The sequence below is a fragment of the Marinobacter sp. NSM genome (assembly GCF_052380025.1).
Classification (GTDB): domain Bacteria; phylum Pseudomonadota; class Gammaproteobacteria; order Pseudomonadales; family Oleiphilaceae; genus Marinobacter.
Genome location: NZ_JBQTCK010000001.1, coordinates 130,295 through 152,678 on the forward strand (window position 1 = coordinate 130,295; position 22,384 = coordinate 152,678).

A 22,384-nucleotide genomic window follows, 5' to 3' on the forward strand; every position below is an offset into this window, starting at 1 on the left:
AGACTTCGCGCGCCAGTGCAGACAGGGCAGCTATGGCCAATCAACAGGCATAAACGGCCTTGGCACCTTGTGCGCTTGTCCGGCTTGCGGGGGCGGGGCATACTCCCGAGCTATGTCAAATTCCGATACCCTTTTGCACCCAGTTACCATCAGCCAGGTCATGATCAACTTTGCCGTCAGGCAAGGAGTGGATCGCGAGACCTGTTTGCTGGGTACCGGTATTGCAGAGGAGGACTTGCAGGCGGCTGATGGCTTGATTACCCGCGCCCAGGAAATGCGGTTGATCGAGAACCTGATCCTGGCACTGCCAAACACGCCGGCTTTGGGGTTCCGTATAGGTCTGCAATACAGCGTGTCGACCTTTGGAATCTGGGGCTTTGCGTTGCGCACTAGCCGAACCTTGCGGGATGCCACCGCATTAGCCCTGCGATATCTACCGCTCAGTACCGCCTACTGCAAAATGCAGACCTTTGTGGAAGGCGATGACTTCGGCGTTGCGTTTGATCCCGATGACATTCCCCGCCATTTGCGCCAGTTTCTGCTGGAGCGGGATCTGGCCACAGGGCTTAATCTGTTCAAAGAGCTGAGCCTGGCAGGCTTTGACGTGCAGGCGATCGAACTGAAAGGCAAGCCACTGGCCTATGCCTCCTGCTTCGAGGAGCTTAGCGGCGTGAGGCTGACGTTTAATCGGCCGCGCAACGCGCTGGTTATTCTGCGGGCGGATGCCGACCGTCCACTGCCCACCTTCGACCCGCACCTGGTGCAAGTGCTGGACCATCAATGCCGACAACAACTTGAGCGGCGACAAACAGGCGGCTTTGCCGGGCAGGTGCGACAGCAGCTACTCGGGCCGCTGGGTTTGGTGGCATCGCTGGATGAGGTGGCAGGCACTTTGGCCATGTCACCGCGCAGTCTCCGGCGCAAGCTGGACCAGGAAGGCACCAGTTTCCGCAAACTATTGGAAGAAGAACGCCGCCAACTGGCATTGCAGCTGCTGAAGAACAGCGCCATGAAGCTGGACGAACTCGCCATTCACCTCGGCTATACCGACACCGCCAGTTTCACCCGAGCGTTCCGTCGCTGGATGCATTGCTCCCCCGGCGAGTACCGCAAAACTTCGTCACCAACGCAGGACTAAATCAATCTTTGGGGTCAGACCCCAAGACATTTCGCCCCTTCAAATGTTCTGGGGTCTGACCCCAAAGTTTACTTCAGGGCCTGGTGGAGGTCTGCGATCAGATCCTGGGCGTCTTCCAGGCCGACGGACAGGCGCAGCATGCCGTCGCCGATGCCGCGTTTCAGGCGTTCTTCACGGCTCAGGCTGTGGTGGCTGGTGGCGCTGGGTTGGCTGACCAGGCTTTCTACGCCGCCAAGGCTGGTGGCCAGGAGGAAGATTTTCAGGGAATCCGCCACACGTTCGGCTGCTTGCTGGCCGCCTTCCACTTCAATGCTGAGCATGCCGCCGAAGCCGGTCATTTGTTGTTTGGCCAGTTCGTGGCCGTCGAACGAGGGTAGGCCTGGGTAGAACACCTTAGTGATTCCTGGGTGTTGTTCCATGGCTTCGGCAACTGCCATGGCATTTTCGTTATGCTGGCGGATTCTCACCGGCAGGGTGCGCAAGCTGCGGGAAAGCAGGGCAGCGGTTTCCGGTGACAGCAGCTGCCCCAGGTTTTTGCGCCAGGCGGCAACAGGCTTTGCCAGCGCCGCTGTGGTCATCAGTGCTCCGGCGGTCAGGTCACTGTGGCCGCCCAGATACTTGGTGGCACTGTGCAGTACAAGGTCTGCCCCCAGGTTGATCGGGTTCTGGTTAATGGGGCTGGCGAAGGTATTGTCCACTGCCACCAGCGCTCCGCAGCGGTGGGCGATGTCGGCGATTGCACGAATATCCAGAATTGCGAGATTCGGGTTGGCGGGCGTCTCGAAGTACACCAGCTTGCCGGGCACATCCAGCCGGCTTTCCAGCTGTGCCAGCTCTTCCCTGAACAGGAATTGCACATCAATACCCAGCGCCATGCAGTGGTTCTTCAGCAGCTCCTGGGTGCCGCCATACAAATCACCCACGCAGATAATGCCGTGACGGCCATGGGTCAGAACAGTCGCAGAAATAGCCGCCATGCCGGAGGCAAACGCCAGTGCCGCTTCTGCCTGCTCCAGCCCGGCCAACCCCTGTTCTAATTCGTTGATGGTAGGATTAGTGCCCCAGCGGGTATACAGGTTGCCCTCGGTGCGCCTCTCAATGACATCCAGCAGCGCTGCCGTGTTCTCAAACCGGTAGGTGGTGGTGTTATACACCGGCGAGTAAGGGCTGCCGAACGCATCCTGATGGCGACGGTTGTGAATGATGCGGGTGGCTGGGCCTTGGTTCTCTGGCTTGGTCATGGGCGTTCCTGTCTAATTTGGGGTCAGACCCCAGAACATTTGAGGGGGCGAAATGTCTTGGGGTCTGACCCCTTATCCAATCTACTGGAAAGCCATATTATCAAAGTTCTCAGTACTCAGAAGGATCAAACCTTGCCCATCAAATTGACTCAGTTCAGCCACGGTGCGGGATGTGGCTGTAAGATTGCTCCGGACGTACTCGATAACCAAGCCTCTGGGCGTGGGGGTTCTCACCAGCGCCTCCAAGAAGGGCAAGGTGACGCCAGAGGACCTGGCGGTTGCCGTAGAGAACATGGTCACTCTGAACAAGGTGGGCGAAGCCCTGGTGCTTATCGAAGGCTGAATCAGCTGGGGTCAGACCCCAGCACATTTGATGGGTCAAAATGTCTTGGGGTCTGACCCCAAAAATTGGAGGGGGAGGTAGTTGAAGCCGCCGGTGGGGAACATGGCCCACTCGGGGGCGTCGCTACCGACCACTTCGATGCCATTAATCTGCTTCAGCAGCTCTTCCATGAAGACTCTCAGTTCCATCCTCGCCAACGGCGCCCCTGGGCATATGTGGATGCCGGCGCCGTAGAGGAGATTCTTCGGGGCGTTCTGGTGCGGGCAGAAGTTGTCCGGGTCGCCGAAGATGTCCTCATCCCGGTTGACCGAGGCCCACAGCAGGGTGATCTTTTCGCCGGCGGGAATGTGGCGGCCGCCGATCTCCACATCGCGGGTGGTGATGCGCCGGTTGGAGATCAGCGGGGCATCCATCCTCAGGATTTCGTCGATGGCCTTGGGAAGCTGCTCGGGTGCAGCCTTGAGATCGTTGAACAGGTCCGGGTGGTGGGCGAGGTAGTTAGTCAGGATGGAAATGCTGGCGGAGATGGTGGCCAGCTCACCCACCGTCCAGTTACGAAGCAGGCTGACCAGCTGTTCATCGGTCATCGGCTGGCCGTTGACCTGTTCGCGCAGCAGTCGGTTGGTAACGTCATCCGCTGCCTGGTCGCCAGCCTGGCGTCGGGTATCCAGCAAATCACGGATGTAGCCGTCGAACTCTTCTGCCACTTCCGCCATGGCGGCACGGTCGGCGGCCAGGGTTGCCCGGTGATTCTTCATCACCCATTGCGCCAATGGCTGGTGCAGGCTGTCAGGCCAGCCCATAAAGGCACACTGGATTTGCAGGGCGAACGGGCGGCTCAGGGCGTTGACCACATCCACCGACTGTTTCTTTTGCAGATCATTGACGAGCCCCCGAGCGACGTCCCGGCATTGAGGCTCAAACCGGGCCATGGGCTCCGGGGCGAAATAGGGCTCAATCGCTTTGCGGTAGGGCGTGTGCTCGGGCGGGTCCATACCGTTCGGCACGGAAAGATGGGCCGAGACGGCATTGCTGAAGGTGTGGTGGTCTTCCAGAACACGCATCACATCGGCGTGACGGAACAGCGTCCATTGTTGGTAGTCACTCCAGGCCGCCGGGCAGGTCTGACGCATGTCATCGTAAGCCCGGATCTGATCCTGCTGGACGTCTTTGGCTCTGGGGTCCCAGTCCTGGTGACGCTGTTCTGCCATACGGCCTCCTCGGATTATTCGGTTAGCTTGGTGGAAGCCTAACACCGGAGGCCGTCGAGCCTTTGGAGAAATATCAAGTGCTGATATCTGTAAAGGAAACTGCTTATGCTTTTCGGGTAACGCTGACGACTTTCAGGTGAATCGGCTTACGGCCTTTCATTGGCCATTCGATGCTGTCACCAATGCTCAGGCCCAGCATGGCGGCGCCGGCCGGGGCCAGGATGGATACCTTGTGGTCGGCGTCACCCACTTCGTGAGGGTACACCAGCATCATTTCGTGTTCTTTGCCGGCGTCTTCGTCTACGAAGCGCACCATTGAGTTCATGGTGACCACGCCCTCGGGCATCTCTGCCAGTGGCTTGAGGTCTGCACGGCTCAGTTCTTCCTCCAGGCCGTCGGCCACTTCCGATTTGCCGGCCATGCGCTCCAGCAGGGTGCTGAGGCGGTTGTAATCTTCTTCGGCAACAGTAATCGCAGGTAAATCAGACATAGTAATCTCCGGAAAAAAGGTTCAGGTATGTTTGGTTAAGTGCTGAATCCGGGGAAGTGTTTGGAGGGATTCAGCGAAATCAGAGACGGACAGAAGCCCTGCCGGTGTTCGCAAAGGAAGACCGCAGTGCCGGAGGGAATGTGTGAATGCTGGTGCTAGGTTTGTTCACGATGAACTCATCACACGGGAATAGACAATTATCTGAAATCTACCCGCTGTGTCTGAAAAGAGCAACGTGCAATTGAGGCCCGGCCGGTTTATACGGATGGCGGGGCCCTGAGTCAGGTGGGGTTATTTTGGCAGGCAGTTGATAACGGCGTCGGCGATGCTGTACTGGAAGTTGATGTAACCCTCCGCATTGCTCTCGATGTCGGTCGCCAGCGGGTCCCAGGTGCTGAAGGTGACATCAAGGCCTTCGGTGATGGAACGCCACCACTGCCGGTTGAACTGGGGCTCCGTGAGCAGGCAGGGCTGGTTGGCTTGCTGCAGCTTGCGCTGAACCTCGGCGATATGCCGGGCGCCGGGAGACAATTCCGGATTCAGGGTCAGTACGCCGTCCAGGGTCAGGCCGTAATGCTCCGCATAGCGGGTGAAGGCGTCGTGGTAGGCGAACAGGCTGATATTCTGTGCGCCACTGAGTCGAGCGCGAATGTCCTGCTCAGCCTTGGCCAGGCTTTCTTCAAAACGCGCCAGGTTGGCATCAAGTTGGTCGGCATTCATGCCGTCCAGAGTGACCAGCCTGGTACGAACGTCTTTTGCCATCTCCAGTGCCAGCGCAGGATCAATCCATATGTGGGGGTCTTCGCCGTCGCCATGGTCATGGTGGTGATGATGGGCATGCGCTTCTTCCCGGTGGCCATGATCGTCATGATGATCGTGGTGGCCGTGATGATCATCATGATGGTCGTGATGATCCTCTTCTTTATTGGTTTCAGGTCCTTCCATGAAAGCCATTGCGCGATCCTGGAATTCCCGACCGCTCAGTAGCCGGTTCAGGAAAGTTTCCATCTCCGGCCCTACCCAGAAAATCACATCGGACTGCTCCAGGGCCCTGCGCTGGGACGGCTTCATGGTGTAGTTGTGGGGGCTTGAGCCCGCGGGCACCAGGGTAGTTACCTTGGCGTCGTCGCCGGCCACCGCCTTGACGATCAGTTCCAGTGGTTTGATGGAGGTGACAATGTTGGCTGCAGCGACCGGAGCCGAGGCAACCAGGGCACTTAGCCCGAGTGCGAGGTAAGACGCTTTGATCTGCATGGTGAAGGACTGTCCTGATGGGTTTTGCGATACGTTATAATATTACACTTTAAATGCGCGGTGCAAAACCGGATCATGCGAAAACCAGCCATGGCCGCTATAATGCCGGCTTTATTCACTGGTCAGTTATTTTCAGGATGGTTTCATGACTGTACGCACCCGAATTGCCCCGTCGCCCACTGGCGACCCCCACGTTGGTACCGCCTACGTGGCCCTGTTTAATCTGTGCTTTGCTCGCCAGCACGGTGGTCAATTCATTCTGCGCATTGAAGATACCGACCAGGCCCGCAGCACGGCAGAATCCGAGCAGGACATTCTCAAGGCCTTGCGCTGGCTGGGCCTGAACTGGGATGAGGGCCCCGACGTAGGCGGCCCCCACGGCCCCTATCGCCAGTCTGAGCGTAAGCACATGTACGGTCAGTATGCGGAAGACCTGGTGACGGCCGGCCACGCCTTCTATTGCTTCCGCACACCGGATGAGCTGGATGCGATTCGGGAAGAGCGCAAGGCCCAGGGCCTGAACCCGGGCATCAAAGGTGACCTGGAACTGCCCCAGGAAGAGGTCAAGCGTCGACTGGACGCCGGCCACCCTTACGTCATTCGCATGAAAGTGCCAGACGAGGGCGTGTGCGAAATTCAGGATATGCTTCGTGGCACCATCGAGATCGACTGGGCCCAGGTGGATTGCCAGATTCTTCTGAAATCCGACGGCATGCCTACGTACCATCTGGCCAATGTGGTGGACGACCACCTGATGGGTATTACCCACGTGCTGCGCGGCGAAGAGTGGATTAACTCTGCGCCCAAGCACAAGCTGCTGTACCAGTACTTTGGCTGGGATATGCCGGAGCTGTGCCACTTGCCGCTGCTACGTAACCCGGACAAGAGCAAACTGTCGAAGCGCAAGAACCCCACCAGCATCAACTTCTATGAGCGCATGGGCTTTCTGCCAGAGGCGGTCACCAACTATCTGGGCCGGATGGGCTGGTCCATGCCGGATGAGCGCGAGAAGTTCACCCTGGATGAGATGATCGAGAACTTCGACATCCAGCGAGTATCCCTAGGTGGCCCGGTTTTCGATGTGGAGAAGCTGCGCTGGTTGAACGGCCAGTGGATTCGTGACGAGCTGACAGACGAGCAGTTCATGGAGCGGATGAACCAGTGGTGGTTCAACCGTGACGATCTGCAAGCGCTGGTACCGCACATCAAGGGCAGGGCAGAGGTGTTTTCTGACGTGGCGCCCATGGCCGAGTTCATGTTCAGTGGCATGCTGAGCCTGAAGCCGGAAGACTTTGCCCATAACAAACTGGATGAAGGCCAGATCAAGCGGGTGCTGCAGTTTGCCCTATGGAAGCTGGAAGCCCAGCGTCACTGGGGCAAGGACACCATCTTTGCCGACATCAAGGCTCTGGCTAAAGCTATGGATCTGAAGATGGGGGATTTCATGTTCTCCATATTCGTGGCCATTGCCGGAACGCCCAATTCCTGGTCGGTGATGGACTCCATGGCCCTGCTTGGCCCGGACATGACCCGCTCCCGTTTGCGCCATGCCCTGGATGTGATGGGCGGCTTTTCCAAGAAAGAAACCAAGAAAGTAGAGAAGGAATACGCCGCCCTGGGTATTTGATGAGTGGTTTGTTGTTTAATTGAACGACGCGAACAGGGATGTTCAAAAAACTTTAAAAAAAGCGGAATCGGGTGTTGACGCCCCAAGGGCGGATCCTTAATATACGCATCCGTTGAGGGGCCATAGCTCAGCTGGGAGAGCGCAACACTGGCAGTGTTGAGGTCAGCGGTTCGATCCCGCTTGGCTCCACCAATTTCTAGTCCCCTTCGTCTAGTGGCCTAGGACTCCGCCCTTTCACGGCGGCAACAGGGGTTCGAACCCCCTAGGGGACGCCAATTCGGCTTGACGGTTTAGTCCACCGGATAGCTACAAAAAACCGCCTTCGGGCGGTTTTTTTTATGGGGTTTTAAAGGGTCTGTCCCCGAACGGGGTCTGACCCCCATTTGCCCGTCTATTGCACCCAATCAGAGCCCATGGGAAAACCAGACCTCCGCCGGCAGAAGGGTGGGGTCTTCAGGTTTGGTGCCATAAAAAGGGTCAGTCCCCATGCGGGGACAGGCTCCTGAAAACCCATTGGTTCTGATTGGGTGCAATAGACGGGCAAAGGTGGGTCAGACCCCGTTCGGGGTCAGACCCGGCTGGCAATAGCGCCCTTACCAACTCCCTCGTAGGCCTTCACCCGAATCTCGTCCTCCGGAAACTCGGCTTTGAGTTTGTCGGCGATATGGGCGGCGATGAGCTCTACAGTGGTGTCGGTGTTGAGCATGTACACGCGGCTTTCCGGCAGGGTTAGGGCGAATTCGCCCTGGTTGGCTTCGTATTCGAAGGTGATGTAGCCAACGCCGTCTTCGCCAACAAAGCGCCGGGTCACGTCTTCTTCAGTGCCTACGTAGATGTCTTTCCATAACTTGGCCCAGCGGTTTTCCAGCTCGTAGTCCCGGTGGCCATTGCGGTCTATGCGAATCGGGGATCGATGGCCGTGGGCGATGCGTTGGCAGTTGCCCAGGTGCTTCTTCAGGCCATGCACGTAGTGGTAGTAAGCGCCTTCGATCACATCTTCCCGCAGGTTGATCTCAACCGACGTGACGTTGCCGGGCAGAACGGCTTTCAGTTCTTTTTCCAACAGGGCCGCCACGGCAGACGGCACTACCCGGTCGGAAGACAGCCACACCACGGCTTCGTCGGGGGAGCGGTGTTCAATGTGGCCGCCATCGGTTAGGTTCCAAATGAAAGCATCTGGTGTCTCTTCGTCCCAATTCAGGCCTTCATAGCCACGCGGAATCACCAATCGGTGATCGACCCGTTCATCGATTACCCGTTTGATGGTGCGTTTTACCAGGCTGAAATCGAACACCATACCCTGGTCGTCCAGTTCACCGCCCAGGACTACGTCTGTAATCCAGCTTTCACCCACAAGGCCCCTGGCCGGGTCCAGGTAGGCAAAGTCAATCACGGTGATATTGTCGACAAAGAGGTGGTTCATGGGTGGTCCGGCTGATTTGGTTGCATGGTGGCGGAATTCTAGCAAAAATCGGGTGATTCAGCAGTTTACTGCGGCTTGCCTGGATTCCCGCATACCAAGGAGAAGGATATTTTAACCAGCAACGGTGTTACTCACGATCAGCAGTTTCCGGCATTGGTGCTGGCCGCTGGGCGAGCCTCACGGATGGGGCGCACGAAGCAACTCCTGATGCTGCCGGGTGGTGAATCGTTGTTGTCCAGAGCCGTTGGTCAGGCTCGGTTGCTATCCCGACAGGTCAGGGTAGTGGCCGGTTGTGGTTACCCCTTGGTTCGATACCGCTGCGCGCTGCAACCGGGCGCCTGGATCTATCATACGGACTGGTCGAAAGGACTGGCCGGATCACTGGCGGCGGGTATCCATCAACTGGGGCGGCAGGCTCTGGGTGTGTTTGTGGTCTTGGCAGATCAGCCACTGCTGGCGCCTGAAGGGTTGAAGCAGCTGGCAGCGCAGGCTCGCGCTGAGCCAGAGCGGCCATGGGGAGCTAGTTATGGGGAACGCGTGGGGGTGCCTGCCTGGATACCCCGGTCACTGTGGCCGCAAGTGGTGGCTCTGACAGGGGACGCCGGAGCGGGGCGGGTTCTGAATCGTTCAGGCGTTGGAGCCATTGATATTGCCGGGGTGCAACCGGATGTTGACACCCCGGAAAGTTGGCAGGAAGTCAGGCGGTTATTAGCCGAACAAACCTGACAGCCAGGCAATACCCACAGTAAATATGCCGAGGCTGACCGCCAGTCCCAGAGTGTAGATGCGGGAGTTGGCAGAGCGCTGTTGCGATACATACAGATCAATGGTGCGCTGGGCAATGTCTTCGGCGGTTTCACGGGAGATCTCGTGGGCCTGCTGAATGGCCTCAGACTGCAGGGTCTGCCAGAACTCGGTGTCGATGGTCTGAACGCTGGTGATGTGGTCTTTCAGCTCTGCCATGTGCTCAGCGGTGAAGCCCGCATTTTTTGACAGTTCCTTCTTCAGCCGCGCCAGTTCCTGGCTCAGGCTCAGGTTGACCTCGGCGGCAACGTCATCCCGAAGGTTGCGGGTGCGGTCATCCAGCAGCTTGGTGAGCTCGTTCAGCCGTTCTTCTATGGCTGCGTCCTGTTTGCTGCGGTTTTCGTCCAGGGCCCGTTTCAGGTGATCAAACTGTTCGTCGAACAAGTCACTGAGCAGTCCGTGCAGGCGGTTGTTGATGTGGGTTTTTACCGCAGAACGGGCAATCTGCTCGATCAGGTCGCTGGTCAGCGGCACCACGTTCGGGCTGGTATGTCCGTTAGCGCCGATATCGCCTTTCGGTGACATCTCCACTGACGCATCTGTGGGTATGTGCAGTAGTTCGTCTTCAGTATCCGGCAATTCGGCATCGTTTGCGGTGGTAACGTTGGGAGGCAGTGTTCCCTGTTCCACATCACTGGCCAATTGGTCCAGAACCAGGCTGAGGCCATCGGTCTGCGGGGGCTTGGTCAATATGTTGTACACCCCGAAATTGCGGGCCTCTTCCATAAACGAGGAGGACTTCTTCGAGGTGCACATGATGATGGGGATGCCGGCGGTGTCCGGGTTCCCCTTGATGGCTTTGGTGGCCTCAACGCCATTCATGCCGGGCATCAGGTGGTCCATAAAGATCACGTCCGGGCGATCATGGCTTTTCAGGAAGTCCAGTGCTTCCTCGGCAGAGCCCGCCATGTTTACTTCCATGTCCCGACCCTCAAGTAGTTTGCTGAGCGCAAATCTTGCTACTTTTGAGTCGTCCACCAGCAGAGCGTTTTTGATTGCCATGTCACTACCTCAACCTGTTACTGCAAACACGTGGTTACTGCGGCCGGGTGGTTACCAGCCTTCCAGTTGCGGGCATTGCGTTGCCCTATAACTCTTGTCCCGATAACACACACCGGGTTCTGTGGTGCGGGCGGTAAAGACTTCGCCAGCCGCAGTGGTCAGGCGCACCTGTCCGTAGGGTTCGCCATGCCGGAACGTAGCCTCGATCGAACTGCCGTTCGGGTTGCGCAGCAGGCCCCTTCCATGGAATCTGCCTTCTATATACTGGCCGTCGTACTTCTTGCCGTCGGCAAACACTTCCGAGCCCTTGCCGTGGAATTCGCCGTTGGAGAATTCGCCCTCATAGGAGCGGCCGTCCGGGTAGGTCAGGGTGCCCTGGCCATGGAATTCGTCGTTGCGGAAGCCACCAACGTAAAGCATGCCATCGGCAGTGGTGAGCGAGCCATGGCCATTCATGCGGCCGCGGCTCCAGTTGCCGGTGAGGATGTCGCCGTTGTCCAGGGTCAGGGTGCCTTTGCCGTGGAACTGGTCCCGTTCGAACTGACCGGTATAGGCTGAGCCATCAGCGCTGCGCCATTGGCCCTCACCGTGGCGCTCGCCATTGTCCCAGTCGCCTTCGTATCTGCTGCCGTCGGGGTACCAGGCCTTGCCGGTGCCATGGAACTTGCCGTCAACAAAGTGTCCTTCGTAGCGAAGGCCGGCCTCGTCCTGCCAGGTGCCGTCGCCGGTTCGTACGTCACCAACCCACTCACCATTGCGATAATTGACCGTGGTGTAGGCTTCCAGGCGGCCCACCAGCGTCAGCTCCTGGCCAGCGGTCAGTGCTACGCTGTTGGTCCAGGGGTGGTAACCGGGTTTTTCGATGGTTACGTCATAACGGCCAGGCTTCAGTTCCAGATCAAGCCGGGTGGCGCCGTAAGTTTTGCCGTTGATCGTAACCTGGTCGCCCACCACGTTGGACCGCAAGACCAGTTTGCCAGTGCTCGGTGGCGGCGGCTCTTTTGCCTGTTCCGGGGCAGGTTGCTGAACAGGGCGTTCAGCCTGAGGAGTGTCCAGCCGGGTGTTGATGGCTGAAACCGGTTCTGCCACGGCAACCATTTCCGGCTGTTCCGGCATGGGAGGCAGGGTGAAGGGAGTAGCGCTGGCGGTTTCAGAGACCGGTTGCGCGGGCTGTTCGGGTTCCGGTAAGGCAGGTTCCGGTGCTGGCTGTGGCTCTGGTGCCAAGACCGGCTCCGCCGCCGCGGCTATGGTTTCAGCCACGCCGGGAACGGTTACTTCGGGCACGTCTTTTCTGACCGAGGCGAAGCCGGCGGTAACCAGGAGCATTAACGCAAGGGCGTTTACGAACAGTAGTGGTCTGAAATCGACCATGACGAAACCTCGTGATCCAAACTTACCGGATACTTTCTTATGGTTTCATCTTACCCACTGTCTGCAACGTTATGTAACAGAAAGTGTCTGAAGTTAGCCAGAATGCTGGCCAAATCACATTTTGTCCGGAAGCTGATCATGATTGAGCTGCTCCCAGGACTTCATGTACACATCGGCTTCGTATTGATACGGTGACCGAAATGGCGTCAGCACGAAATCGAACACCAGGAAGAAGGACCCGATCGACAGCCAGGCAATGGTCAAGGTGCTGATGGTGGTGGCCTGTTGTTCAGGGTTGGAATTCACAAACCCTTGCAGCAGGGGGATCATATCCGACGCCATCACCACCGGGTTAAAACTGGACAGAACGAACGGTAGCCAGAAAGCGATGAAAATCGGGAAGAACCCGAACGACCACAGCAGGCGGCGCAGCAGGTAAATGGCAACTTCTCGCCAGAAGCGCTGTCTTATTTCGGGCACCTTGCGGATTCGCTCCAGGTACTGGCGTCTTTCCGCCCACCAGGCGGCTACTTCCGGGGCGTCGATATGCTTGGGGGTGCGGTCTGTCATAATTCGGCAGGCTACCTTGTTGAGTCCGTTCCGTGCATCATATCTGAAACTACGTGTTACCCTGTAATTCTCCAATTGTTCAATACACAGGATTGTCTTAATGGCTGCAGCGACCGATAACGCAATTCACCCGGCCTTCGAGAAACTTCGCAGTCACCGGATCAACACGCTGAACCTTGAGGTTGAGGAATATCGCCATAAGAAAACCGGCGCCCGCCACCTTCACCTGGCGGCGGACAACGACGAGAACGTCTTCTTCGTGGCGCTGCGCACCTTCCCGATGGATTCCACCGGGGTGGCTCATATTCTTGAGCACACGGCGCTGTGTGGTAGCGAACGTTATCCGGTCCGCGATCCTTTTTTCATGATGATCCGGCGTTCGTTGAACACCTTTATGAACGCCTTCACCAGCAGCGACTGGACCGCCTATCCGTTTGCCAGCATGAACCGCAAGGACTTTGACAACCTGCTGTCGGTGTACCTGGATTCGGTGTTTTTCTCAAAGCTGGACCCGCTGGATTTTGCTCAGGAAGGCCATCGTCTGGAATTCGATAAACCGGACGACCCGAGCAGCGACCTGGTATACCGCGGCGTGGTCTACAACGAGATGAAAGGAGCCATGAGTGCCCCTACCTCCCAGTTGTGGCAGAACCTGACCAGCCACCTGTTCCCGACCACTACCTACCACTACAACAGTGGTGGTGAGCCGGATCATATTGTTGATCTGACCTACGACGACCTGGTGAAGTTCTATAAGCATCACTACCACCCGAGCAACGCCATTTTTGCCACCTACGGCAACATTCCAGCCCGGGAGCACCATGAGAAGTTCGAGGAGCTGGCGCTACAGCGGTTTGATCGTCTGGATATCGAACTGCCGGTCCGCGACGAGAAGCGTATGTTTGCGCCCCTGCGGGTGGAGCAGGGTTATGCGGTCAATGACGGTGAAGGCACAGAGAACAAAACCCACATTGTGATGGGTTGGTTGCTGGGCCACAGCTTTGACCTGCAGGAGAACCTGGAAGGCCAGTTATTGTCTGCCGTATTGCTGGAAAACAGTGCCTCGCCGCTGATGCGGGCTCTGGAAACCACCGATATTGGCCATGCTCCGTCGCCCATGTGTGGCCTGGAAGATTCCAACCGGGAAATGACCTTTGTGTGCGGCATTGAAGGCAGCGAGCCAGATAGTCGAGCAGAGCTGGAAGCACTGGTTGAATCCACTCTGCAGAGCGTGGTGGATCAGGGCGTGAGTCAGGACCGGCTGGAAGCTATTCTGCACCAGCTTGAACTGCATCAGCGGGAAATAGCAGGGGACAGCTTCCCCTATGGCCTGCAGCTGATCATGAGCGCGATTGCGCCGATGGTGCACGGTGGTGATCCGGTGGAGTTGCTGGATCTGGAACCTGTGCTGGCCAGCCTGCGAGAGAAAATCAAAGATCCGGAATATGTGCCCGGCCTGATTCGCCGCAAGCTGCTGGACAACCCGCACCGTGTGACCCTCACCTTGCGCCCGGATGAGAAGCTGGAGAGCCATCATCAGCAGGCCATTCGTGAGGCCCTGGCGCGCCGCAAAGCCAGCCTGACGGAAGAGGAAGTGAAGGCGATTGTGGAGCGTGCTCAGGCCCTGGAACAACGCCAGCTGCGTAAAGATGACGATTCCATTCTGCCAAAGGTCGGCCTGGACGATGTACCTTTGCAGATGCCCGAGCCAGAGGGCAGCTACGATGCCGGCATCGGAGCAACCGTGTATTCCCGGGGCACTAATGGCCTGGTGTACCAGCAGGTTGTAGTGCCGGTACCGGCGTTGTCAGAGCAGGAATTGTTACTGTTGCCTTACTACACCACCCTGGTTTCCGAAGTGGGTTGTGGTGAACTGGATTACCTGCAGATGCAAGACAGGATTTCCGCGGAATCCGGCGGTATTGGTGCCTCATTCAGCGCCAAGGGGCGTATTGATGATGTGCAGGCCGTGTCTGGCTACCTGATTTTCAGCGGCAAGGCCCTGGCCCGCAACGGCAAGGCCCTTACTCAGTTACTGAAGGATGTATACACCGGCGTCCGGTTTGATGAGAAAGAGCGTATCCGAGAGATTATTGCGCAGGTGCGGGCGCGCCGTGAGCAGGCCGTGACTGGCAGTGGCCACGCCCTGGCCATGGGCGGTGCGGCTCAAGGGTTGAGTGCCGGCTCCTGGCTGACCTTCCGTTTGGGTGGCCTGGCGGGTATCCGTGGGACCAAAGAGCTGGATAAATCCCTGAAGGATGACCAAGCCCTGGCTGAATTCTGTGCCAGCCTGGCGGCGCTGCATGACAAAATCCGCAACCAGCAACGGCAGTTCCTGCTGATTGGCGAAGATGGCCAGTTGGCGCCCATGCTGGATGATCTCAAATCCTGCTGGCAGGGTGATTCCGGCCGGGCGGGCGATGCCTGGGCCATGGCACCGGTCAATTACAGCACCCGTGAGGCCTGGTTGACCTCAACCCAGGTGAATTTCTGTGCCAAGGCCTACAGCACCGTTGCGGTGGACCATCCGGATGCTGCCGCGCTGACGGTTCTGGGCGGTTTCCTGCGCAATGGCTTCCTGCATCGTGCTATCCGGGAAAAGGGCGGTGCCTATGGTGGCGGTGCCGGCCAGGACAGTGTCAATGGCGTATTCCGTTTCTTCTCGTACCGGGACCCGAGGCTGGCGGAAACCCTCGATGACTTCGACGGTGCCCTGAACTGGCTGCGCACGGAAAACCACGATGCCCAGTCCCTGGAAGAGGCCATCCTCGGGGTTATCGGCCAGTTGGACCGGCCGAGGTCACCCGCCGGTGCCGCTCGCCACGCGTTTCATAACAAGCTGTTTGGCCGCACGCCGGAGCAGCGGGCCCGGTTCCGGGAGCGAGTGCTCGCGGTGACGCTGGACGAGCTGCAACGGGTTGCCGATACCTGGCTGGTGCCGGAAAAGGCCAGTGTGGCGGTCGTCACCAACCCTGATAATCGCGGCGTGGCCGAGGGCCTGGGCATGGCGATTCAGGAACTCTGAGGTAGAGTCGCAATAACTGCCTCTCAGTGAATTGAAAAGGGCCCGGAAATCTGATTTCCGGGCCCTTTTCGTTTAAGCCTTTTGGCGGGTATCACCGGTGTCGCTTCAGGCCGGTGGTGACCATGATACGGGTGGATATTTCCTCAACCGAATAGGCCGTCGTGTTCAGGTAGGGAATGCGTTCCCGCTTGTACATCAGTTCAATTTCCTCGATTTCGTGCATGCACTGCTGAATCGAGGAGTAGCGGGAGTTCGGTCGCCGTTCATTGCGGATGGTTGCCAGTCGTTCCGGTTCAATCGTCAGCCCGAAGATCTTCTCTTTGTGGGGGCGCAGAGCCGCAGGCAGTTTCTGATCCTCCAGATCTTCCTCTGTAATGGGGTAATTTGCCGCCTTGATGCCGTATTGAAGCGCAAGGTAGAGGCACGTCGGTGTCTTGCCACTTCGGGAGGCGCCCACCAGGATCAGGTCTGCTTCACTGTAGTGTCTTGTGCGGGCGCCGTCGTCGTTATCCAGTGCAAAGTTCACCGCGTTGATCCGGCGCTCGTAACTGCCTTCGTTATTGATGGCGTGGGATTTGCCCACGGTGTAAGACGACGATGAGTTAAGTTCCTGCTCCAGCGGACTCAGGAAGGTGCCAAAAATGTCAATCATGAAGCCGTCGGCGGTACTGATGATTTCACGGATACTGCTGTTAACGATGGTATCGAGAACCAGGGGCGCGGCACCGTCTACCTCCGCAGCCTTGTTGATGCGTTTGACCAGGTCATGAGCCTTTTCTTCATCATCAATATAGGGCACGGTTATACGTTCAAAATCGATTTTCTCGAACTGGGCAAGCAGGGCATGGCCGAGTGCTTCTGCCGTCAGGCCTGTGCCGTCCGAAATAAAAAAAGCGGTTCTTTTCATGGCTGTATCCGGTTTGGTTTTGGCTGATTGCCGGGAGTTGTTCCGCAGCTCCCTAGGTAATTTCCGCAGGTTACAGTATCATACACGCCAGATTCGAGACTCCGCGCTACACAGACTCAAGGGAGACGTGCTTTGGAAGATTACATCATCTGGTTTGACCACCTGGGAATGTCCGATGTTGACCGGGTTGGAGGCAAGAACGCTTCCCTCGGTGAAATGATCAGTAATCTCGCCAATGCAGGCGTTACCGTTCCCGGTGGTTTCGCCACCACTGCCTATGCCTATCGCGAGTTTCTGGCCACCGATGGCCTGAAAGACAAAATCGACCAGGCTCTTGATGCCCTTGATGTAAACGATGTTAACGAGCTCGCTCGTGTCGGTGCCCAGATTCGCCAATGGGTGGTTGATACTCCGTTCCCCGATAGCCTGGATAATGCCCTGAAAGAGGCCTTTGCGAAACTCCAGAATGGTAACGAAGACATGGCTGTGGCGGTTCGCTCGTCTGCCACGGCAGAAGACTTGCCGGATGCCTCCTTTGCCGGCCAACAGGAAACCTTCCTCAATGTGTCTGGCCTTCAGCAGGTTCGTACCTCGGTCAAAGAGGTGTTTGCCTCCCTGTTTAATGACCGGGCGATTTCCTACCGTGTTCACCATGGCTTTGATCATAAGCTGGTGGCGCTGTCGGCGGGTATCCAGAAGATGGTTCGTAGTGAAACCGCATCCAGTGGTGTGATGTTTACCCTGGATACCGAATCCGGCTTCCGCGATGTGGTGTTCATCACGTCGTCCTACGGCCTGGGCGAGACGGTCGTGCAGGGCGCGGTTAACCCGGATGAGTTTTACGTGCACAAGCCTACGCTCGAGGCCGGTCGTCCGGCGGTACTGCGCCGGAACCTGGGTAGCAAGGCCATCAAGATGGTTTACCATTCCGAGCCGGGCGAAGGCCAGTTCGTGGAAACCGTCAAGGTAGAGCAGGAAGACCGTAACCGCTTCTCCATTACCGATGCGGAAGTGGAAGAGCTGGCCAAGCAGGCCATGATTATCGAACAGCACTACCAGCGCCCGATGGATATTGAGTGGGCCAAAGACGGTGACGACGGCAAGATCTACATTGTTCAGGCCCGCCCTGAAACCGTGAAGAGCCGCGCCTCAGCCAACGTGATGGAGCGCTACCTGCTGAAAGAGACCGGTAAGGTGCTGGTGGAAGGCCGCAGTATCGGCCACAAGATCGGCAGTGGTCCGGTCAAGATTATCACCAGCATTAACGAGATGGACCGTGTTCAACCCGGTGATGTGCTGGTCACCGACATGACCGACCCGGATTGGGAGCCGGTGATGAAGCGCGCTTCCGCCATCGTCACTGACCGTGGTGGCCGTACCTGTCACGCGGCGATCATCGCCCGTGAGCTGGGTATTCCTGCAGTTGTGGGGTGCGGCGATGCTACCGAATTGCTGAAGGATGGCCAGAACGTCACCGTATCCTGCGCCGAAGGCGACACCGGCATGATCTACGAAGGTGCTCTGGACTTCGAGCTGCGTGAAAACACCGTGGATTCCATGCCCAACATTCCGTTCAAGATCATGATGAATGTGGGCAACCCGGACCGGGCCTTTGACTTCCAGGCGCTGCCCAACGAAGGTGTTGGCCTGGCTCGCCTTGAGTTCATCATCAACCGCATGATCGGTGTGCATCCAAAGGCGTTGCTGAACTACGACGGCCTGCCCCGTGATATCAAGCAAACGGTCGACAAACGTATTGCCGGCTACGCATCTCCGGTGGATTTCTACGTCGACAAGCTGGTTGAAGGTATTTCGACCCTGGCCGCAGCATTTGCGCCGAAGAAAGTGATTGTGCGGTTGTCTGACTTCAAATCCAACGAGTACGCCAACCTGATTGGTGGCACCCTGTACGAGCCGGACGAAGAAAACCCGATGCTGGGCTTCCGTGGCGCATCCCGTTATATCTCCGAAACTTTCCGCGACTGTTTCGAGCTGGAGTGCCGGGCGCTCAAGAAAGTCCGTAACGACATGGGCCTGACCAACGTTGAGGTAATGGTACCGTTCGTGCGCACCGTGGGCGAGGCCGAACAGGTGGTTAACCTGCTGGCGGAGAATGGCCTCAAGCGTGGCGACAACGGCCTGCGGGTTATCATGATGTGTGAGCTGCCGGCCAACGCGATTCTGGCTGAACAGTTCCTGGAGCACTTTGACGGTTTCTCAATCGGCTCCAACGATTTGACGCAGCTGACTCTGGGCCTCGACCGGGATTCCGGTATCATTGCGCATCTGTTTGACGAGCGGAATGATGCCGTCAAAGCCCTGTTGTCCAACGCTATCCAGGCCTGTAAAAAGGCTGGGAAGTACATCGGCATCTGCGGTCAGGGCCCGTCTGATCATCCGGACCTGGCCAAGTGGCTGATGGACGAGGGTATCGATACGGTATCCCTGAATCCGGATTCCGTGCTGGATACCTGGTTCTTCCTGGCTGACGAGAAGATTGACTGAGCGCGAATATTTCGGAAAAGGCTAACATTTCGGAAAAGGAGAGTAGCAGGTGAGCAAGATCATTACGCCGGATCTGTGCGACGAGTTTCCGGAAGTGCAGGTGGTTGAGCCTGGCTTCAACAACTACGGTGGTGTGCGCCAGTTTGGCGGCGAAATCGTTACCGTGAAGTGCTTTGAAGACAACTCCGTGGTCAAGGAGCAGGTGGGCCTGCCGGGCAACGGTCGGGTAATGGTGGTAGACGGTGGTGCGTCCAAGCGCAATGCGTTGCTGGGCGACATGCTGGCCGAGAAAGCCGCAGAGAATGGCTGGGCCGGTCTGGTAATTTACGGCTGCATCCGGGATGTGGACGAAATTGGCCAGACCCACCTGGGTGTTCAGGCGCTGGGTACGGTTCCCCGGAAGACTGAAAAGCGTGGTATTGGTGACCTGAACATTCCGGTTACCTTCCACGGCGTGACCTTCCATCCGGGCCACTACGTGTATGCCGATAACAATGGCATCATCGTATCCGAGAAACCCCTGGTTTGATCCGGGGTTGTCCTGGAGAAATACAAAGCGGCGGCCTTCTGGCCGCCGTTTTTTATTGGGTAACTTCTGTGATGTTGACGCCGATCAGATAACCTTCGCCCTCTGGCTCGCAACGAATGACCTCACACACGGTCTCCAGCGGGGGTAGCTGGTTATCTGCGCCTTCCAGGCGAGTTCTGAGTTCACTGCCCACGGCGACAGCCTCGTCAATGAACAGCTGCATGCCCGCGGCGCTCAGGTCCCGGCAGATGCCGGTGAATGTATCGCCCCTGGCATTGGTGATTTCAATGCGGCTGTCTACCTGCATCCGGTGAAAGTCACGTTTTTCCGAGTAATCTTTCATGGCATTTAGGCCCAGTTGTCGGTTTTTCTTGTTGGTTTGAGCATCGGAATGAGCAGGGCCAGCAGAACACCGCCAAGTACCAGGCCGGCGCCTAGCAGCATGAAATCGGAATCCTTGCTGGCTTCAAGCCGTTCATTCTCTGCCGTCAGTACTTCCAGATCGTTACGCAGTTTCTGATTCTCTTCGCGCAGCTCCCGGTTGCGTCGCTCCAGGTTGATGGAGTCCGCAGCGATATTCTTGATGCGGGTGAGTTCTTCCTGAAGTTCACCAGCGCGGTTGGAAAGGCTGCTTTCGGCGTTCTGCAGGTTGTCACGTTCTTCCGTAACCTCAGACAACTGCTCGCGGACACTCGTGAGCTCTGAGCGCGCCTGCTCCAGTTGCTGGGTGGCGCGTCGTAACCGGTCAGCGGCAATCGGCTGGTTGCTGAGATACTGGCTTGAAACCCAGCCTTCAGTGCCTTTGGGAGTTCTCACCTTGGTGTAACCATCGCCGACTTCCAACACCTCTAGCGGTGTGCCGCTGGGAACCGCGTTTTCAATAATCCGGAACTGGGAACCGGCTCCGGATCGAACGGGCAGGTAGAGCTTGTCGTCAACCCATACGGTACGGGCTTGAGCGACGGAAACCGAAGCGATGATAAGCAAAAGGCTGAGAAGAAGACGGAGCGATGTCACGGATTACGTTCCCTGGTATGGTCTATTGACGGTCATTCAAACACGCAATTCTGTCACACAGTGACGGGTATTCAAGCAATCGCGGGTTACAATCCGCTCATGCAGTGCTGTTGTCTGGTTACACTGTCACCAGCTCAGGGCAGCACAACCTTGTAGGGCTTGACGGTCACGGATTGATACACCCCTGCTTCAATGTACGGGTCGGCATCCGCCCACGCCTGAGCCTGTTCCAGTGATTCAAACTCGGCGATGACCAGGCTGCCGCTGAACCCGGCTTCGCCCGGGTCCGGGGAGTCGATGGCCGGGTGGGGGCCGGCTACCAGCAAACGCCCCTCGGCTTTCAGTGCTTCCAGCCTTGCAACATGAGCCGGGCGGGTGGTCATCCGAAGGGCCAGGCTGTTGGGGACATCTTCGCTGATAATGGCGTAATACATGGGTGCTCCGGTACAAATCTCGGTTTGGTTAGGGTCGGATAGCCAACACTGGTACACTGGCGGCTATCGCCCAGTTCAGGACTGTTTGTGACTATACCTCAAGACCCGAAACCGTGCATTGATCTGCATTGCCATAGCACCGCATCCGATGGCGCGTTGACGCCAGAAGACCTGGTTGCCCGGGCGTCAGAGCAGGGTGTCAGCCATCTTGCACTGACCGACCATGACACCATTGCTGGTCTCGCTCAGGCCCGCGCCCGGGGGCAGGAACTGGGGCTGTCACTGATTAGCGGTGTTGAGCTGTCTTGTGTCTGGCGCAGCCACACCATTCATGTGGTCGGCTTGGACTTCGATGAAGCGGATCCGGCGTTTCTGAAAGCACTGGCGCAGCAGAACGAGAACCGGTGGCAGCGAGCGCGGTTGATTGCCGATAGGCTGGCTCGCCTGAAGGTTGACGGGTTGCTGGAGAAAGCGACGGCCCTGGCCGGAGGGGACGTGCCGGGACGACCGCATTTTGCCCAGGTTCTGGTGAACGCCGAGGTGGTGCCAAAGACCGCCCATGCGTTCAAACGCTACCTTGGTTCCGGAAAGCCCGGTGATGTGAAGGCCTGCTGGCCCGAATTATCTGAAGTGGTGCAATGGATCACAGATGCTGGCGGCATCGCTGTGCTCGCGCATCCCCGAAAATACCGGCTGACGGCAACCCGCCTGCGTGAGCTGACAGCGGATTTTCGCCGGGCTGGTGGTCGGGCCATCGAGGTATCGGTATCCGGGCAGTCCAGTGGCGATCTCGGTTTTGTGGCAGAGTTGGCAAGGCGGGAGCAGTTGCTGGCTTCTCAGGGCAGCGATTTTCATTTTCCCGGCGCGCCCTGGTGCGAGCTGGGCCGTATCATGAAAATGCCAGAGGGGCTGGAGCCCGTCTGGCATCATTTCAGGCAACCGGTGAACGCTTAGTCCGGTGCGTGGAACAGCAGGTAGAGGTCCGTCAGTGAATCCGGAATGGCTTCCGCCATGCGGCCTGATAACTTCTCATCGTTACGCACGTTCTGGAAGTCCTCGTCCTCGAACAGGCCAGACAGGGTAAGCATCGGCACCATCAGATCTGCGACGTCTTCCTCGCTGGCGGCATCGAGCCAGGCCTCTTCATTTTCCAGGAAGGTATCAACAAACCCGGCGCACCAGTTTTCCAGTGCGTTCATGGGGTCGCCGTCTTCCGGTTCCGGCAGTTCCAGCGGCTGGCCCATGTCCAGGGCGTGGGCCATATCAGAAGCCAACACCTTCACACAGTGAGCGAAGGCCTCCGGTACCTTGCCGTTTGGCAGGGTGTCTGCGCCGGTGGCGAGGCGGAAGAGATCTTCCGCCTCCAGGCTGACCGGGCCGATAACGCTGGCACACACCACGCCGTGGAATCCGAAGAAATCCAGGGCTTCATCTCCCCAGGGCTCAGCGAACAGTATGTCTTCCAGCGCCTCGATATCCGAATTGGTCAGCAT

21 protein-coding genes and 2 tRNA genes are annotated in these 22,384 nt (G+C 57.8%); 10 read left to right on the plus strand and 13 right to left on the minus strand.

Annotation, left to right across the window (positions count from 1 at the left end; all coding sequences use genetic code 11):
• Nucleotides 1–112: 112 nt before the first annotated feature.
• Nucleotides 113–1,138, plus strand: coding sequence for an AraC family transcriptional regulator (locus ACTZWX_RS00635; protein ID WP_444712316.1), 1,026 nt, complete (start codon nucleotides 113–115; stop codon nucleotides 1,136–1,138).
• Between the two features lie 68 nt (nucleotides 1,139–1,206).
• On the opposite strand, the gene ACTZWX_RS00640 is transcribed toward ACTZWX_RS00635, so the two are convergent.
• Nucleotides 1,207–2,379: a trans-sulfuration enzyme family protein gene (locus ACTZWX_RS00640; protein ID WP_444712317.1), complete on the minus strand. Its 1,173-nt coding sequence runs from the start codon at nucleotides 2,377–2,379 to the stop codon at nucleotides 1,207–1,209.
• 172 nt (nucleotides 2,380–2,551) lie between these two features.
• On the opposite strand from ACTZWX_RS00640, the gene ACTZWX_RS00645 reads away from it, so the two are divergent.
• Complete coding sequence (locus tag ACTZWX_RS00645) at nucleotides 2,552–2,722, plus strand: hypothetical protein (protein WP_444712853.1); 171 nt, start codon at nucleotides 2,552–2,554, stop codon at nucleotides 2,720–2,722.
• Nucleotides 2,723–2,757: 35 nt separating this feature from the next.
• On the opposite strand, the gene ACTZWX_RS00650 is transcribed toward ACTZWX_RS00645, so the two are convergent.
• From ACTZWX_RS00650 to ACTZWX_RS00660, 3 genes are all read right to left on the minus strand, one after another.
• Nucleotides 2,758–3,933, minus strand: coding sequence for a cytochrome P450 (locus tag ACTZWX_RS00650; protein ID WP_444712318.1), 1,176 nt, complete (start codon nucleotides 3,931–3,933; stop codon nucleotides 2,758–2,760).
• 103 nt (nucleotides 3,934–4,036) lie between these two features.
• Entirely contained in the window at nucleotides 4,037–4,423 is a 387-nt protein-coding gene (gene rnk / locus ACTZWX_RS00655) for a nucleoside diphosphate kinase regulator (RefSeq protein WP_058090393.1), read from the minus strand.
• Nucleotides 4,424–4,714: 291 nt separating this feature from the next.
• Nucleotides 4,715–5,677 carry a zinc ABC transporter substrate-binding protein gene (locus ACTZWX_RS00660; protein WP_444712319.1) on the minus strand — a complete coding sequence of 321 codons (963 nt, stop codon included), beginning with the start codon at nucleotides 5,675–5,677 and terminating at the stop codon, nucleotides 4,715–4,717.
• Between the two features lie 145 nt (nucleotides 5,678–5,822).
• On the opposite strand from ACTZWX_RS00660, the gene gltX reads away from it, so the two are divergent.
• The 3 genes from gltX to ACTZWX_RS00675 all read left to right on the plus strand — a co-directional run bounded on the left by gltX (nucleotide 5,823) and on the right by ACTZWX_RS00675 (nucleotide 7,579).
• A complete protein-coding gene (gene gltX / locus ACTZWX_RS00665) occupies nucleotides 5,823–7,304 on the plus strand; it encodes a glutamate--tRNA ligase (RefSeq protein WP_444712320.1) in 1,482 nt (493 codons plus the stop codon).
• A gap of 116 nt (nucleotides 7,305–7,420) precedes the next feature.
• Nucleotides 7,421–7,496, plus strand: a tRNA-Ala gene (locus ACTZWX_RS00670).
• A 7-nt stretch (nucleotides 7,497–7,503) separates the two neighbouring features.
• A tRNA-Glu gene (locus ACTZWX_RS00675) sits at nucleotides 7,504–7,579 on the plus strand.
• Between the two features lie 293 nt (nucleotides 7,580–7,872).
• On the opposite strand, the gene ACTZWX_RS00680 is transcribed toward ACTZWX_RS00675, so the two are convergent.
• Nucleotides 7,873–8,727: a 6-pyruvoyl trahydropterin synthase family protein gene (locus ACTZWX_RS00680; protein WP_444712321.1), complete on the minus strand. Its 855-nt coding sequence runs from the start codon at nucleotides 8,725–8,727 to the stop codon at nucleotides 7,873–7,875.
• A 75-nt stretch (nucleotides 8,728–8,802) separates the two neighbouring features.
• Between ACTZWX_RS00680 and ACTZWX_RS00685 the strand changes: the two genes are divergently transcribed.
• A complete protein-coding gene (locus ACTZWX_RS00685) occupies nucleotides 8,803–9,453 on the plus strand; it encodes a nucleotidyltransferase family protein (RefSeq protein WP_444712322.1) in 651 nt (216 codons plus the stop codon).
• On the opposite strand, the gene ACTZWX_RS00690 is transcribed toward ACTZWX_RS00685, so the two are convergent.
• From ACTZWX_RS00690 to ACTZWX_RS00700, 3 genes are all read right to left on the minus strand, one after another.
• Nucleotides 9,436–10,533 carry a response regulator gene (locus ACTZWX_RS00690; RefSeq protein ID WP_444712323.1) on the minus strand — a complete coding sequence of 366 codons (1,098 nt, stop codon included), beginning with the start codon at nucleotides 10,531–10,533 and terminating at the stop codon, nucleotides 9,436–9,438. The two genes, ACTZWX_RS00685 and ACTZWX_RS00690, sit on opposite strands and share 18 nt — an antisense overlap.
• Before the next feature lie 51 nt (nucleotides 10,534–10,584).
• Entirely contained in the window at nucleotides 10,585–11,904 is a 1,320-nt protein-coding gene (locus tag ACTZWX_RS00695; protein WP_444712324.1) for a PEGA domain-containing protein, read from the minus strand.
• A gap of 114 nt (nucleotides 11,905–12,018) precedes the next feature.
• Nucleotides 12,019–12,474 carry a hypothetical protein gene (locus tag ACTZWX_RS00700; RefSeq protein ID WP_061331891.1) on the minus strand — a complete coding sequence of 152 codons (456 nt, stop codon included), beginning with the start codon at nucleotides 12,472–12,474 and terminating at the stop codon, nucleotides 12,019–12,021.
• A 100-nt stretch (nucleotides 12,475–12,574) separates the two neighbouring features.
• On the opposite strand from ACTZWX_RS00700, the gene ACTZWX_RS00705 reads away from it, so the two are divergent.
• Nucleotides 12,575–15,499, plus strand: coding sequence for an insulinase family protein (locus ACTZWX_RS00705; protein ID WP_444712325.1), 2,925 nt, complete (start codon nucleotides 12,575–12,577; stop codon nucleotides 15,497–15,499).
• Between the two features lie 91 nt (nucleotides 15,500–15,590).
• Here the strand turns inward: ACTZWX_RS00705 and ppsR are convergent, their stop codons facing one another.
• Complete coding sequence (ppsR, locus tag ACTZWX_RS00710) at nucleotides 15,591–16,406, minus strand: posphoenolpyruvate synthetase regulatory kinase/phosphorylase PpsR (RefSeq protein ID WP_058090402.1); 816 nt, start codon at nucleotides 16,404–16,406, stop codon at nucleotides 15,591–15,593.
• A gap of 132 nt (nucleotides 16,407–16,538) precedes the next feature.
• On the opposite strand from ppsR, the gene ppsA reads away from it, so the two are divergent.
• Both ppsA and rraA read left to right on the plus strand, forming a co-directional pair.
• Complete coding sequence (gene ppsA / locus ACTZWX_RS00715; RefSeq protein ID WP_444712326.1) at nucleotides 16,539–18,911, plus strand: phosphoenolpyruvate synthase; 2,373 nt, start codon at nucleotides 16,539–16,541, stop codon at nucleotides 18,909–18,911.
• A 49-nt stretch (nucleotides 18,912–18,960) separates the two neighbouring features.
• Entirely contained in the window at nucleotides 18,961–19,440 is a 480-nt protein-coding gene (rraA, locus tag ACTZWX_RS00720; RefSeq protein WP_061331895.1) for a ribonuclease E activity regulator RraA, read from the plus strand.
• A 52-nt stretch (nucleotides 19,441–19,492) separates the two neighbouring features.
• On the opposite strand, the gene ACTZWX_RS00725 is transcribed toward rraA, so the two are convergent.
• From ACTZWX_RS00725 to ACTZWX_RS00735, 3 genes are all read right to left on the minus strand, one after another.
• A complete protein-coding gene (locus ACTZWX_RS00725) occupies nucleotides 19,493–19,783 on the minus strand; it encodes a PilZ domain-containing protein (protein WP_444712327.1) in 291 nt (96 codons plus the stop codon).
• A gap of 5 nt (nucleotides 19,784–19,788) precedes the next feature.
• Nucleotides 19,789–20,457, minus strand: coding sequence for a TIGR04211 family SH3 domain-containing protein (locus ACTZWX_RS00730; RefSeq protein WP_072677589.1), 669 nt, complete (start codon nucleotides 20,455–20,457; stop codon nucleotides 19,789–19,791).
• Nucleotides 20,458–20,591: 134 nt separating this feature from the next.
• The gene (locus tag ACTZWX_RS00735) at nucleotides 20,592–20,891 is read right to left on the minus strand and encodes a YciI family protein (RefSeq protein ID WP_444712328.1); all 300 of its coding nucleotides are present in this window, start codon (nucleotides 20,889–20,891) and stop codon (nucleotides 20,592–20,594) included.
• Nucleotides 20,892–20,978: 87 nt separating this feature from the next.
• On the opposite strand from ACTZWX_RS00735, the gene ACTZWX_RS00740 reads away from it, so the two are divergent.
• Nucleotides 20,979–21,845 (plus strand): PHP domain-containing protein, encoded by an 867-nt coding sequence (locus ACTZWX_RS00740; protein WP_444712329.1) that lies wholly within the window; start codon nucleotides 20,979–20,981, stop codon nucleotides 21,843–21,845.
• On the opposite strand, the gene ACTZWX_RS00745 is transcribed toward ACTZWX_RS00740, so the two are convergent.
• A complete protein-coding gene (locus tag ACTZWX_RS00745) occupies nucleotides 21,842–22,384 on the minus strand; it encodes a YecA/YgfB family protein (protein WP_444712330.1) in 543 nt (180 codons plus the stop codon). The genes ACTZWX_RS00740 and ACTZWX_RS00745 overlap by 4 nt on opposite strands.

What these genes read in the sequence shown, in the direction of transcription:
- ACTZWX_RS00635 (WP_444712316.1), top strand. Translation starts at nt 113, where the DNA reads ATGTCAAATTCCGATACCCTTTTGCACCCAGTTACCATCAGCCAGGTC.
- ACTZWX_RS00640 (WP_444712317.1), bottom strand. Translation starts at nt 2,379, where the DNA reads ATGACCAAGCCAGAGAACCAAGGCCCAGCCACCCGCATCATTCACAAC.
- ACTZWX_RS00650 (WP_444712318.1), bottom strand. Translation starts at nt 3,933, where the DNA reads ATGGCAGAACAGCGTCACCAGGACTGGGACCCCAGAGCCAAAGACGTC.
- rnk (WP_058090393.1), bottom strand. Translation starts at nt 4,423, where the DNA reads ATGTCTGATTTACCTGCGATTACTGTTGCCGAAGAAGATTACAACCGC.
- ACTZWX_RS00660 (WP_444712319.1), bottom strand. Translation starts at nt 5,677, where the DNA reads ATGCAGATCAAAGCGTCTTACCTCGCACTCGGGCTAAGTGCCCTGGTT.
- gltX (WP_444712320.1), top strand. Translation starts at nt 5,823, where the DNA reads ATGACTGTACGCACCCGAATTGCCCCGTCGCCCACTGGCGACCCCCAC.
- ACTZWX_RS00680 (WP_444712321.1), bottom strand. Translation starts at nt 8,727, where the DNA reads ATGAACCACCTCTTTGTCGACAATATCACCGTGATTGACTTTGCCTAC.
- ACTZWX_RS00690 (WP_444712323.1), bottom strand. Translation starts at nt 10,533, where the DNA reads ATGGCAATCAAAAACGCTCTGCTGGTGGACGACTCAAAAGTAGCAAGA.
- ACTZWX_RS00695 (WP_444712324.1), bottom strand. Translation starts at nt 11,904, where the DNA reads ATGGTCGATTTCAGACCACTACTGTTCGTAAACGCCCTTGCGTTAATG.
- ACTZWX_RS00700 (WP_061331891.1), bottom strand. Translation starts at nt 12,474, where the DNA reads ATGACAGACCGCACCCCCAAGCATATCGACGCCCCGGAAGTAGCCGCC.
- ACTZWX_RS00705 (WP_444712325.1), top strand. Translation starts at nt 12,575, where the DNA reads ATGGCTGCAGCGACCGATAACGCAATTCACCCGGCCTTCGAGAAACTT.
- ppsR (WP_058090402.1), bottom strand. Translation starts at nt 16,406, where the DNA reads ATGAAAAGAACCGCTTTTTTTATTTCGGACGGCACAGGCCTGACGGCA.
- ACTZWX_RS00725 (WP_444712327.1), bottom strand. Translation starts at nt 19,783, where the DNA reads ATGAAAGATTACTCGGAAAAACGTGACTTTCACCGGATGCAGGTAGAC.
- ACTZWX_RS00735 (WP_444712328.1), bottom strand. Translation starts at nt 20,891, where the DNA reads ATGTATTACGCCATTATCAGCGAAGATGTCCCCAACAGCCTGGCCCTT.
- ACTZWX_RS00745 (WP_444712330.1), bottom strand. Translation starts at nt 22,384, where the DNA reads ATGCTGACCAATTCGGATATCGAGGCGCTGGAAGACATACTGTTCGCT.